Below are 12,175 nucleotides of genomic sequence, written 5' to 3' on the forward strand. Positions count from 1 at the left end.
GAAAAAGCTGCGGGGCCTGGGGAGGGTGTTGCGCGCCATGCGCGCAGGCCCGCCGCAAACGCCCCACGCGGAGGGAATCCATGAAGAAGATCAAGACGTTTCTTGCCGGTGCCGTCGCCTTTTCGGCGCTGAGCCTGCCGGCCTGGGCACAGGACACGATCAAGGTGGGCGTGCTGCATTCGCTGTCGGGCACGATGGCGATTTCCGAGACCACGCTGAAGGACACCATGCTGATGCTAATCGACGAGCAGAACAAGAAGGGCGGCGTGCTGGGCAAGCAGCTTGAGGCGGTCGTGGTCGATCCGGCCTCGGACTGGCCGCTTTTCGCGGAGAAGGCGCGCGAATTGCTGACCGTGTCGAATGTGGACGTGATGTTCGGCTGCTGGACGTCGGTCAGCCGCAAGTCGGTCCTGCCGGTGATCGAGGAACTGAACGGGTTGCTGTTCTACCCGGTGCAGTATGAGGGCGAGGAAAGCTCGAAGAACGTGTTCTACACCGGCGCCGCGCCGAACCAGCAGGCGATCCCGGCGACCGACTATTTCCTTGAGGAACTGGGCGTCGAGAAATTCGCCCTGCTCGGCACCGACTATGTCTATCCGCGCACGACGAACAACATCCTGGAATCCTATCTGAAATCCAAGGGGATCGCCGAGTCGGACATCTTCGTGAACTACACCCCCTTCGGCCATTCCGACTGGTCCAAGATCGTCTCGGACGTGATCGCGCTGGGCGCGGACGGCAAGAAGGTGGGCGTGATCTCGACGATCAACGGCGACGCCAATATCGGGTTCTACAAGGAACTGGCGGCCAAGGGCGTTTCGGCCGACGACATTCCGGTGGTCGCCTTCTCGGTGGGCGAGGAGGAGCTTTCGGGCCTCGACACCTCGAACCTGGTGGGGCATCTGGCGGCCTGGAACTACTTCATGTCCGCCGACACGTCCGAGAACGCCACCTTCATCGAAGCCTGGCATGCCTTCATCGGGGACACGAACCGCGTGACCAATGACCCGATGGAAGCCCATTACATCGGCTTCAACATGTGGGTGAACGCGGTCGAACAGGCCGGGACCACCGATGTCGATGCCGTGCGCGAGGCGATGTGGGGGCAGGAATTCCCCAACCTGACGGGCGGCATGGCCGTGATGGGCACCAACCATCACCTGTCCAAGCCGGTGCTGATCGGCGAGATCCTGGCCGACGGGCAGTTCGACATCATCAGCCAGACCGAAGAGGTGCCGGGCGATGCCTGGACCGATTTCCTGCCGGAATCGGCGGTGCTGACCTCGGACTGGAAGGACCTGGGCTGCGGCATGTACAACACCGAGACCCAGTCCTGCGTGCAGATCAAGTCGAACTATTGACGTGACCGGGGGGCGGGATGCCGCCCCCCCCTTTCCCGACAGGCTGACAGCCATGCGCATCCTTCTTGCCGCACTTACCTTTCTGTGTCTCGTCGCCACTGCCGGGGCACAGGACATCGCCGCCGATGGCCCGGCTGCCACGCCCTTGCAGAGCCTGCTGAAAGAGCATCGCGCGGCCATCGAGCAGGGCGCGCGCCGCGGCATCGGCCCGGCGATCGAGGCCTTGCGCGACAGCGGCCTGCCCGAGGCGCGTCTGATCCTCGAGAAATGGCAGGCGCGCGAGCTGTGGCTGCGCAAGGCGGACGGTCTGTTCTTCCTGGCCGAGTCGGCCGAGGGCGGCTATCGCCTGACCGACCCGGCCACCGGCGAAGCGGCGGGCAGCGCCACCCGCGACGAGGTGATCCAGATCCGGCCCAATAGCGGCATCCGCGCCGTGCTGGCGGGCGCGCTGGTGCAGTTCCAGTTGACCGACCCGAACCCGGCCGTGCGCGCCGCAGCGCTGGACGCCATCGCCCGGCGGTCCGAGGCCGGGCATCTGGACGCCCTGCGCGCGGTGCTGGAGGACGAGCCCGACCCACGGCTGAAGGCGCGCAAGGCGCGTCTGGAGCGGCTGCTGACGATTTCCTTCGACCCGGACCCGGATGCACGGATCGCCGCCATCGAAGGCTTTGCGGGCGATATCGGCGTGGATGTGCGCGCCGCGCTGAACCCGCTGGTGGCGACCACCCGCGCCGTCGCGCCGGGCGAGCCGCCCGCGGGCGAAAACATCGCGCGCCGCCTGAGCCCCGGCAGCGAGGCGCTGCCGCGCGAGGCGGCCTATGCCATGCTGGTCGAGGCCGGGCTGGCCCCGCCCCGGATCGGCCGCGCCGAGATCCGCGCGGCCCTTGCCGCCCATGTCGAGGGCGGCCGGGTGGGCGGCGTGCCGGTGGCCGAGCTGAACAGCGATGCCGCGCGCGAGCGGGCCTATGCCGGGCTGGCCGCGGCGGGGCTGGTGCCCGCCCATCTCACCGAGGCCGGGATCGACGCGGCCCTTGCCGCGCACGCCTTCTACGACCGCTATGCCGAAGCCGACCCGCGCGTGACCGAAGCCGCCGCCGACGCGCTTGCCGCCATCGCGCTGATGGTCGGGGTCAACCAGATGGCCGATCTGGCGCTGGATGCGCTGTCGCTGGCCTCGATCTATTTCCTGGCGGCCATCGGGCTGGCGATCACCTTTGGCGTGATGCGCGTCATCAACATGGCCCATGGCGAGTTCATCATGATGGGCGCCTATACCGGCTATGTCGTCCAGCAATTCATCCCCGACTACACGATCTCGATCCTTGTCGCGCTGCCGCTGGCCTTTGCCATCACCTTCGGCGCGGGTGTGGCGATGGAACGGCTGGTGATCCGCTGGCTCTACAACCGGCCGCTGGAAACGCTGCTGGCGACCTTCGGCATTTCCATCGCGTTGCAGCAACTTGCGAAGAACATCTTCGGCACGCAGGCCCGCCCGCTGACCTCGCCGGCCTGGCTGGACGGGTCGCTGGTCATCAACGATGTCGTCTCGATCAGCTATATCCGCATCGCGATCTTCGTCCTTGCGCTGATGTTCCTCGGCCTGTTCCTGTTCATCATGCGCCGCACCCGTCTGGGGCTGGAGGTGCGCGCGGTCACGCAGAACCCGCGCATGGCGGCGTCCATGGGGATCAATCCCGACCGGATCAACATGCTGACCTTCGGGCTGGGCTCGGGCATCGCGGGTGTGGCGGGCGTGGCCATCGGGCTCTATGCCAAGGTCACGTCCGAACTCGGCCAGGACTACATCGTGCAAAGCTTCATGACGGTGGTCGTGGGGGGTGTCGGCAATATCTGGGGCACGCTGCTGGGCGCCACGCTGATCGGCTTCCTGCAAAAGGGGATCGAGTGGTTCAACCCCTCCAACACGCTGGCCGCCCAGACCTACATGATCCTGTTCATCATCCTGTTCATCCAGTTCCGGCCGCGGGGGATCATCGCCCTCAAGGGCCGCGCCGCGGGGGATTGAGGAAATGCCCGTGCCTTCTTCTTGGTCCAAATACCCAGATCCTGCCCGTGCAAGGGGAGCCGCCGCATGAGACAGAGCTTTGTCGCGAAGAACCCCTCGGTGCTGGTCTTCCTCGCCTGCCTGGGGCTGTTCACGCTGGGCGTTTCGGTCCTGAGCGAAGGCATGGGGATCGGGCTGATCTCGACCAGTTTCGTCAAGACGCTGGGCAAGACGCTGTGCCTGTGCCTTGTCGCCATCGCGATGGATCTGGTCTGGGGCTATGCGGGCATCCTGTCGCTGGGCCATTTCGCCTTTTTCGGGCTGGGCGGCTACATGATCGGCATGTGGCTCATGTATGCCCGCACCGAGGGCATCGTCGCGGCCTCGCTTTCCAATGCCGAGATCCCGCCGACCCCCGACGAGCTGCGCAGCGCCATCGCCAACCAGATCTTCGGCGTCGTGGGCAGTTCCGACTTTCCGGCGATCTGGGTCTTTGCCCATTCGCTGCCGCTGCAACTGGCGCTGGTGGTGCTGGTGCCGGGCCTGCTGGCGCTGGTCTTCGGCTGGCTCGCGTTCCGCTCGCGCGTGACGGGGGTTTACCTTTCGATCCTGACACAGGCGATGACGCTGGCGCTGGCGCTCTACCTGTTCCAGAACGACAGCGGCCTGCGCGGCAATAACGGGCTGTCGGGGTTGCAGAACATCCCCGGCGCCGAGGGCGTGCCGCAATCGGTGATCTCGGTCTGGTTCCTCTGGGCCTCTGCCGCCGCATTGGGGCTGGGCTATGTGATCGCGGCTTTCGTCGTGTCGGGCAAGTTCGGCAGCGTGATCCGCGGCATCCGCGATGACGAGGCGCGGGTGCGGTTCCTCGGCTATTCGGTCGAGGGCTACAAGCTGTTCGTCTTCACCCTGACGGCCGTGATCGCGGGGATTGCGGGCGCGCTTTACTATCCGCAGGCGGGCATCATCAATCCCAAGGAAATCGCGCCCATCGCCTCGATCTATCTGGCGGTCTGGGTGGCGATCGGCGGGCGCGGGCGGCTTTACGGGGCAGTGATCGGGGCGGCGCTGGTGTCGCTTCTGTCCACATGGTTCACCGGCGGGCGGGTGCCCGATCTGCCGCTGGGCTTCTACACGGTCAGCTGGGTGGATTGGTGGCAGGTGCTGCTGGGGCTGAGTTTCGTGCTGGTCACGCTGTTCGCGCCCAAGGGGATCGGCGGGCTGTTCGATCTGGTCGCGGGACGCCGTGCGCCCGACCGCCACGGCGCGGATCTGGGCCCCGATCCCGGCGCCCTGCGCGAGAAGGAGGCCGAGCGATGAGCACGCTTCTGGAGGTCTCGGGCGTCTCGGTCAGTTTCGACGGGTTCAAGGCGATCAACAACCTGTCCTTCGAGATCGGCCCGGCCGAGCTGCGCGCGATCATCGGGCCGAACGGGGCGGGCAAGACGACCTTCATGGATATCGTCACCGGCAAGACCCGGCCCGACGAGGGCGATGTGCTGTGGGGCGAGAAGAGCCGGTCGCTGCTGAAGATGAACGAAAGCCAGATCGCGCAGGCGGGCATCGGGCGCAAGTTCCAGCGCCCCACCGTGTTCGAGGACCAGTCGGTGTTCGACAACCTGCTGATGGCGCTGAAGAAGGACCGCGCGCCGTGGAAGGTGCTGTTCTACCGCGAGACGGCGGAAGACCGGGCGCGGGTGGGGGAACTGGCCGAGGAGATCGGGCTGGCCGACCAGATCGGGCGCAAGGCGGGCGAGTTGAGCCACGGCCAGAAGCAATGGCTGGAAATCGGCATGCTGCTGGCGCAGGAGCCGCGGCTGTTGCTGGTCGACGAACCCGCCGCGGGCATGACCCTGGCCGAGCGCGAGCATACCACCGACCTGTTGAAACAGGCGGCCAGGACGCGCGCGGTGATCGTGGTGGAACATGACATGGAATTCGTCCGGCGGCTGGATTGCCGGGTGACGGTGCTGCACGAGGGCTCGGTTCTGGCCGAGGGGAGCCTGGATTTCGTGACGAAGAACCAGCAGGTGATCGATGTCTATCTGGGGCGCTGAGAGATGCTGAAGACCCAAGGGCTGACGCTGCATTACGGCGGCTCGCAGATCCTGTACGGGATCGACCTGGAAGCGCGGGCGGGCGAGGTGACCTGTGTGATGGGCACGAATGGCGTGGGCAAGACCAGCCTTCTCAAGGCGATCTCGGGCACGCATCTGCGCTCGGCCGGGACGATGGAACTGGACGGCAGGCCCGTGGGCCGGGTGACGGCGCAGGCGATGGCGCAGCTGGGCGTGGGCTATGTGCCGCAGGGGCGGATGATCTTTCCCCTGCTGACCGTGCGCGAGAACCTGGAAACCGGCTTTGCCTGCCTGCCGCGGGCCGAACGCTTCGTGCCGGACGAGATCTATGAACTGTTCCCGGTGCTGAAGGACATGGCGCACCGGCGCGGCGGCGATCTGTCGGGCGGCCAGCAGCAGCAGCTTGCCATCGCGCGAGCGATGATCACCAAGCCGAAGCTGCTGTTGCTGGACGAGCCAACCGAGGGAATCCAGCCCAACATCATCCAGCAGATCGGCCGGGTGATCGAATATCTGCGCGATCAGGGCCGCATGGCGATCATCCTTGTCGAACAGTATTTCGAGTTCGCCTATGGGCTGGCCGACCGCTTCTATGTGATGGAACGCGGCGCCGTGACCGTCGCGGGCAGCAAGGCGGAATTGCCCAAGGAACGGCTGGTGGCGGCGGTCTCGGTCTGAGGGCCGCCGCCAGCGGGATCAGGTGCGGAAGATGCGGTAGATCGCCGGGATCACCAGCACCGTCAGCGCGGTGGAGGAGGCCAGACCGAACAGAAGCGACAGCGCCAGCCCCTGGAAGATCGGATCGGCCAGGATCACCGTCGCGCCGATCATCGCGGCCAGCGCGGTCAGAAGGATCGGCTTGAACCGCGTGGCGCCCGCCTCGACCAGAGTCTCGACCGTGACCGGGCCGCCGGAATGGCGGATGAAATCGACCAGCAGGATCGAGTTGCGCACGATGATGCCCGCAAGCGCGATGAAGCCGATCATCGAGGTCGCGGTGAAGGGCGCCGAGAACAGCCAGTGCCCCAGCATGATCCCGAGAAAGGTCAGGGGCACCGGCGTCAGCACCACCAGCGGCAGCTTGAACGAGCCGAACTGCGCCACGACAAGGATGTAGATCCCCACCAGCGCCACGCCGAAGGCCGCGCCCATGTCGCGGAAGGTGACATAGGTCACTTCCCATTCGCCATCCCACAGAAGGACGGTGTCGTCCTCGGACAGGGGCTGGCCGTAAAGGCTGATCGCGGGTTTCGGCAGATCGCCCCAGTCGATTTCGTCCAGCCGTTGCTGCACCGCGAGCATGCCGTAAAGCGGCGCCTCGAATTCGCCCGCAAGCTCTGCGGTGACCATCTCGGCATAGCGGCCATTGTGGCGGAAGATCGGGTGCGAGGCGCGTTCCTCCGACAGCCGCACCACATCGCCCAGTTCCACCACGCCCCGCCCGCCGGGCAGCGCGTTGGCGGGCACGGGCGTGGCCAGCGCGCGTTCGTCCATCACCCGGCCCGCCCGGTCGCGGCCGACCACGATGGGGATCGGCACCCGGCCCTCGCCGCGATGGGAATAGCCCACCACCCTGTCGCCATGCAGCAGGCGCAGGGTTTCCAGCGCGTCGGATTCCTGCACGTTGAAGAAGGCCAGATCGGCGGGGTCAAGCTCGGCCCGGATGCGGCGCGGCGGGGTGCCGAAACTGTCATCGACATCGACGATGAAGGGGATTTCCTCGAACACCTCGCGCACCTTGGTCGCGACCGCGCGGCGGGTTTCGCCGTCGGGGCCATAGATCTCGGCCAGAAGCGTCGCGATCACCGGGGGGCCGGGGGGCGGTTCGACCACCTTGAGGACCGTGCCCCCGGGCAGGTCGAGCGCCGCAAGCCGGGTACGCAGATCCAGCGCGATCTCGTGGCTGGTGCGGTCGCGGTCGTCCTTGCCCGTCAGGTTCAGCTGCACATCGCCCAGATGCGGGCTTTGGCGCAGGAAGTAGTGGCGCACCAGCCCGTTGAAGTTGAAGGGCTGCGCGGTGCCCGCATAGGTCTGCACGCTCAGCGTTTCGGGCATGTCCAGCGCCACCTGGGCCACGGCCTGCGCCACGGCATCCGTATCCTCGACAGACGCCCCCTCGGGCAGGTCGATCACCACGGCGAGTTCCGACTTGTTGTCGAAGGGCAGCAGCTTGACGGTGACATCCTTGGTGTAAAGCGCGCCCATCGAGCCGAAGGAGACCACCGCCACCGCCAGCAGGAAGGCGAGGGAGATCCATTTGCGCGCAAGGATCGGGCGGACGGTGGCGGCGTAAAGCCGCCCCAGACGGCCGCCGGGATGGCCATGGCCGCCATGGGCGTGGATCGGCGCGCGGCCCGCGACCTTCATCATCAGCCAGGGCGTGATCATCACCGCCACGAAGAAGGAGAAGATCATCGCCGCCGAGGCCACCGCCGGGATCGGGCTCATGTAGGGGCCCATCAGCCCCGAGACGAACAGCATCGGCAGCAGGGCGGCAACAACGGTCAGCGTGGCGATGATGGTGGGGTTGCCGACCTCGGCCACGCCGTCGATGGCGCGTTGCAGCCGGCTGCGGCCATCGTCGCGCATCGCCCAGTGGCGCGCGATGTTCTCGATCACCACGATGGCGTCATCGACCAGGATGCCGATGGAGAAGATCAGCGCGAAGAGCGACACGCGGTTCAGCGTGTAGCCCATGAAATAGGCCGCAAAGAGCGTGAGAAGGATCGTCACCGGAATGACGATGGCCACCACGATCGCCTCGCGCCAGCCGATGGCCAGAAGCGTCAGCAGGATGATCGACATCGTCGCGATGAACAGCTTGGCCAGCAGCGTGTTGGCCTTGTCCTGCGCGGTCGCGCCATAGTCGCGGGTGATCTCGACCGCGACCGAGTCCGGGATCAGCCCGCCTTCCATCTGCTGCACGCGCCCAAGGATCGCCTCGGCCACGACCACGGCATTGGCGCCTGCGCGCTTGGCCAGCGCGAGCGTCACCGCCGGGCGGCGGGTGATCTCGCCGCTTGCGTCCCGGCTGAGCGTGGCGACGTGTTGCTCGTCCAGATCCTGCGCAAGCCCGATGGCCGCCACGTCACGGACATAGACGGTGCGCCCGTCGCGGGCGGTCAGTTCCAGATTGCCGATTTCCTCGGGCGTGGACAACGTGCGGCCGATCACCAGCCCAAGCTGGTCGCCGCCCGTGCGCACCATCCCCGCAGGCGCCGCGGCATTGGCGCCCTGCACCTTGGCGGCAAGCTGTTGCAGCGTGATGCCGTAAAGCGCCAGTTTCTCGGGGTCGGGCGCGACGCGCAGCGCCTCGTCGGTGGCGCCGACCAGATAGGTCAGGCCGACATCCGTGACCTTGGCCAGTTCGACCTCGACCTCGCGGGCGATGCGGGTCAGGTCGGCCGGGGTGATCGCGTCCTGACCGGCAATGGGCGAGAAGGTGAGCGAGACGATGGCCACATCGTTGATGCCGCGGCCCACCACCATCGGTTCGGGGATGCCGACCGGGATGCGGTCGAGATTGGCGAGGATCTTGTCGCGCACCCGCAGGATCGCGGTGTCCTGGCTGAGGCCCACCTCGAAGCGGGCGGTCAGCATCACCTGGTCGTCGCGGGTTTCGGAATAGACATGCTCGACCTCGTCTATGCCCTTGACGATGGTCTCAAGCGGTTCGGTCACCAGCTTGACGGCATCGGCGGCCTTCAACCCGTCGGCGCGGACATGGATGTCCACCAGCGGGACCGAGATCTGCGGCTCTTCCTCGCGCGGCAGGCTCATCAGGGCGATCAGCCCCACGGCCAGCGCGGCCAGCAGCAGAAGCGGCGTCAGCGGCGAGGCGATGAAGCCGCGCGTCAACTGGCCCGCGATGCCCAGTTTCGGGCCGCGGGGCGCGTCGGGGGATTTCGGCGCGTCAGTCATGGCCGGTCACCACGGTCTCGCCGGGGACAAGCCCGCTCAGGATTTCGCGCCATTCGGCACCGTCATGGGTGACGATCTCGCCCGGCACGACGGCCCGGCGCACCGGACCTGCCCCCGCCTGCCCCGCCACGGTCACGAAATCCAGCCCGCCCGCCCGGCTGACCGCCCCGGGCGGCACCAGAAGCGCGGCGCGCGTGCCCACGGGCAGGCGCACCGGCACGCGGCGACCGACGAAGCGGCCATCCAGCCCCTCGACCTCGACATCCGCGATCACGCGGCCGCCCTCGATCTGGGGATAGATCTTGGCCAGCCGCCCGGTCTGTCCGTCCAGGCCCACGCCCGCGCCCAGCGCGATCGCGTCCCCCTCGGCCAGCGCGGCGGCGTGGCGTTCGGGCACGGCAAGCCGCAGGAACACCCCGCCGCCGCCGATCGCGGCCACCGTCTCGCCCGGCGTGATCACCGACCCCAAGGACTGCGGCACCGCCAGCACCACGCCCGCATCGGGCGAGAGCACCGCGCCCTCGGCCACCTGCTGCTCGATCACCCGGCGCTCGGCCTCGGCGGTGCCGATCTGGCCCTGCAGGATGTCGACCTGTGTGCGCAACTGGTCCAGCCGCTGCTGGGTGATGACGCCCCGCTCGCGCAGCGCCTCGCCCCGGTCCAGATCGGTCGTGGCGGTCTGAAGCTGGGTGCGCAGAGCGGTCAGTTGCGCGTCGATGGCGCGCAGCTGGAATGTCAGCTTGTCATCCTCGACCCGCGCGATTTCCTGGCCCGCCTCGACCCGGTCGCCCTCGGTCACCTTGAGCTCGACCAGCGTGCCGCCGATCCGCGCGCGGGCGGGCACCCGGTCGCGGGTCTCGACCTGGCCATGGACGGCCTTCCATTCGCGGATCTCGACCGGCTGAAGCACCAGTTCGCCCGCCGCGACCGGCAAGGCCGCGACAAGGGTCAGCATGGAAAGAAGGGTTTTCATCATCGGTCCGTCCTCTCGGGGCCTTGTGGCCGGTTCCTGCGGGCCGCCACCCCGTTCGATGGCTGCGCATGGTCATGTCGGCTGCCCGACGGTTGCATGCAATTTTTTGAATATATGGGCCGACGGATATCTCGGTGCAAGAGGGATAACACGACGCGGGACGCCTGAAACGTCGCAGCCCGTCGGGACCGGTCCGGCAAACCCCTGCGCAAGACCCGCCTGCACGCTCCGAACGTCTTGCCCGGCCCAGCAGGGCCGCCTATGTTATGCGCATTCGGGGTGGCCCCATCCGGGCGCTCCTGAATCGTGCTTATTGTTTCAGTGATTGTTTGGCCGGGCAGCGGTTGCCCGACCCGGGGGTTAGACCGATGCCTACGAACCAACCGACAGCCGCCCAGAGCCCGCATGACGGCCTTTCGGACCGCGAGGACGATTCCGACGGTCTGACCGAGTTCGCCTTGGAAACGCTGCTATCCAGCCCCGATGGATGGCGCCGCTTTGCCCGCGAGGCGGCCGAGCGCTGGCCTGCGACACCGCCGCTGGCGATCGTCTTCGCGCTGGTCAATGCCTCGGCACAGGTCGAGGCGATCTTTTCCGAGGGCAGCCCCGCGCGCACCGCCGCGCAGCATGGGTTTCGTGTCGCCGGGCTGATATCCGCCGATCTTTACGCCATGGAAACCCTGGGCCTGAAGCGGGCGCGGGCTGCGGATCTGGTGGCCTATTGGCGCGCCCATGACGATTATTTCCTGACACTCTGAGGCGCCCCGCCCCGCTTGCCAAGCCGGGTGCCCCCGTGCGACCAAGGGCGGAACGCCCGCGACAGGTGCCCGCCGCCGTGCCCCCAGACGCCCCCCGAACCGAAACGCCGCCCCGCGCCGCGCTGCCGCTTGTCAGCCATGCGCGCAATCCGGGCCTGCCGCTGGACATGGACTGGCTGCGGACGGCCCGGGTCAACCGCCCGGCGGCCGAGCGGCGCTGCGCCAGCCTGCCCGCGTGTCGGCCGGTGACAGGGGTGCATCGGGTGGCGTGGCTGCTGCGGGCGGTCGGCCTGATCGACCTGACCACGCTGTCGGGCGATGACACGCCCGGGCGGGTGCATCGGCTCTGTGCCAAGGCCCGCCAGCCGGTGCGCGCCGATCTGCTGGCGGCGTTGGGGGTGGACGGGCTGAGCACCGCGGCGATCTGCGTCTATCACGAGATGATCGCGCCCGCGCTGGCCGCGCTGCGGGGCTCGGGCATTCCGGTGGCGGCGGTGTCCACGGGGTTTCCCGCGGGGCTGTCGCCGATGGCCACGCGGCTGGCCGAGATCGAGGCATCGGTGGCGGCGGGGGCCGCGGAAATCGACATCGTGATTTCGCGCCGCCATGTGCTGCTGGGCGACTGGGCCGCGCTTTACGACGAGGTGGCCGCCTTTCGCGCGGCCTGCGGCCCGGCGCATCTGAAGACGATCCTTGCGACGGGCGAGTTGGGAACCTTGACGAATGTCGCGCGCGCAAGCCTTGTGTGCATGATGGCAGGCGCGGATTTCATCAAGACCTCGACCGGCAAGGAGCCGGTGAACGCCACCCTGCCCGTCGGCCTGACCATGGTGCGCGCGATCCGCGCCTATCACGCGGCCACCGGCCAGCGGGTCGGGTTCAAGCCCGCGGGCGGGATTTCCACGGCGAAGGAGGCGCTTGTCTGGCTCGCGCTCATCAAGGAGGAACTGGGGGATCGCTGGCTGTCGCCCGACCTGTTCCGCTTTGGCGCCTCGTCGCTTCTGGGCGATATCGAGCGGCAGATCGAACAGCATGTCACCGGCGCCCCTTCGGCCGCGTGGCGGCATCCGATGGGGTGA

Annotated in this window: 9 protein-coding genes; 7 read left to right on the forward strand and 2 right to left on the reverse strand. The window is 67.6% G+C overall.

Annotation, left to right across the window (positions count from 1 at the left end; translation table 11 throughout):
• The first annotated feature begins 80 nt into the window (after positions 1-80).
• The 5 genes from urtA (at position 81) to urtE (ending at position 6,122) form a co-directional block, all read left to right on the forward strand.
• Positions 81-1,361, forward strand: a complete 1,281-nt coding sequence (gene urtA / locus EV216_RS05255; protein ID WP_132694016.1) for an urea ABC transporter substrate-binding protein — start codon at positions 81-83, stop codon at positions 1,359-1,361.
• A gap of 52 nt (positions 1,362-1,413) precedes the next feature.
• Entirely contained in the window at positions 1,414-3,387 is a 1,974-nt protein-coding gene (urtB, locus tag EV216_RS05260; RefSeq protein ID WP_132694017.1) for an urea ABC transporter permease subunit UrtB, read from the forward strand.
• Between the two features lie 66 nt (positions 3,388-3,453).
• Positions 3,454-4,686 (forward strand): urea ABC transporter permease subunit UrtC, encoded by a 1,233-nt coding sequence (gene urtC, locus EV216_RS05265; protein ID WP_132694018.1) that lies wholly within the window; start codon positions 3,454-3,456, stop codon positions 4,684-4,686.
• The gene (urtD, locus tag EV216_RS05270) at positions 4,683-5,423 is read left to right on the forward strand and encodes an urea ABC transporter ATP-binding protein UrtD (RefSeq protein WP_132694019.1); all 741 of its coding nucleotides are present in this window, start codon (positions 4,683-4,685) and stop codon (positions 5,421-5,423) included. Before urtC ends, urtD begins: the two co-directional genes overlap by 4 nt.
• A 3-nt stretch (positions 5,424-5,426) precedes the next feature.
• Positions 5,427-6,122, forward strand: a complete 696-nt coding sequence (gene urtE, locus EV216_RS05275) for an urea ABC transporter ATP-binding subunit UrtE (RefSeq protein ID WP_132694020.1) — start codon at positions 5,427-5,429, stop codon at positions 6,120-6,122.
• Positions 6,123-6,140: 18 nt separating this feature from the next.
• Here the strand turns inward: urtE and EV216_RS05280 are convergent, their stop codons facing one another.
• Both EV216_RS05280 and EV216_RS05285 read right to left on the reverse strand, forming a co-directional pair.
• Positions 6,141-9,365 (reverse strand): efflux RND transporter permease subunit, encoded by a 3,225-nt coding sequence (locus EV216_RS05280; RefSeq protein WP_132694021.1) that lies wholly within the window; start codon positions 9,363-9,365, stop codon positions 6,141-6,143.
• On the reverse strand, positions 9,358-10,341 hold the full coding sequence (locus EV216_RS05285) for an efflux RND transporter periplasmic adaptor subunit (RefSeq protein ID WP_132694022.1): 984 nt from the start codon (positions 10,339-10,341) through the stop codon (positions 9,358-9,360). Before EV216_RS05285 ends, EV216_RS05280 begins: the two co-directional genes overlap by 8 nt.
• A gap of 365 nt (positions 10,342-10,706) precedes the next feature.
• Here EV216_RS05285 and EV216_RS05290 point away from each other — a divergent pair, with 365 nt between their 5' ends.
• Together EV216_RS05290 and deoC are read left to right on the forward strand one after the other, a co-directional pair.
• On the forward strand, positions 10,707-11,096 hold the full coding sequence (locus EV216_RS05290; RefSeq protein WP_132694023.1) for a hypothetical protein: 390 nt from the start codon (positions 10,707-10,709) through the stop codon (positions 11,094-11,096).
• Positions 11,097-11,173: 77 nt separating this feature from the next.
• Positions 11,174-12,175, forward strand: coding sequence for a deoxyribose-phosphate aldolase (gene deoC / locus EV216_RS05295; protein ID WP_424511167.1), 1,002 nt, complete (start codon positions 11,174-11,176; stop codon positions 12,173-12,175).

Origin of the sequence: Rhodovulum steppense (assembly GCF_004339675.1) — a bacterium.
GTDB classification, from domain to species: Bacteria; Pseudomonadota; Alphaproteobacteria; order Rhodobacterales; family Rhodobacteraceae; genus Rhodovulum; species Rhodovulum steppense.

Bases quoted from the DNA above. Each gene is read 5' to 3' on its own strand.
- urtA (WP_132694016.1), top strand. From the start codon at position 81: ATGAAGAAGATCAAGACGTTTCTTGCCGGTGCCGTCGCCTTTTCGGCG.
- urtB (WP_132694017.1), top strand. From the start codon at position 1,414: ATGCGCATCCTTCTTGCCGCACTTACCTTTCTGTGTCTCGTCGCCACT.
- urtC (WP_132694018.1), top strand. From the start codon at position 3,454: ATGAGACAGAGCTTTGTCGCGAAGAACCCCTCGGTGCTGGTCTTCCTC.
- urtD (WP_132694019.1), top strand. From the start codon at position 4,683: ATGAGCACGCTTCTGGAGGTCTCGGGCGTCTCGGTCAGTTTCGACGGG.
- urtE (WP_132694020.1), top strand. From the start codon at position 5,427: ATGCTGAAGACCCAAGGGCTGACGCTGCATTACGGCGGCTCGCAGATC.
- EV216_RS05280 (WP_132694021.1), bottom strand. From the start codon at position 9,365: ATGACTGACGCGCCGAAATCCCCCGACGCGCCCCGCGGCCCGAAACTG.
- EV216_RS05285 (WP_132694022.1), bottom strand. From the start codon at position 10,341: ATGATGAAAACCCTTCTTTCCATGCTGACCCTTGTCGCGGCCTTGCCG.
- EV216_RS05290 (WP_132694023.1), top strand. From the start codon at position 10,707: ATGCCTACGAACCAACCGACAGCCGCCCAGAGCCCGCATGACGGCCTT.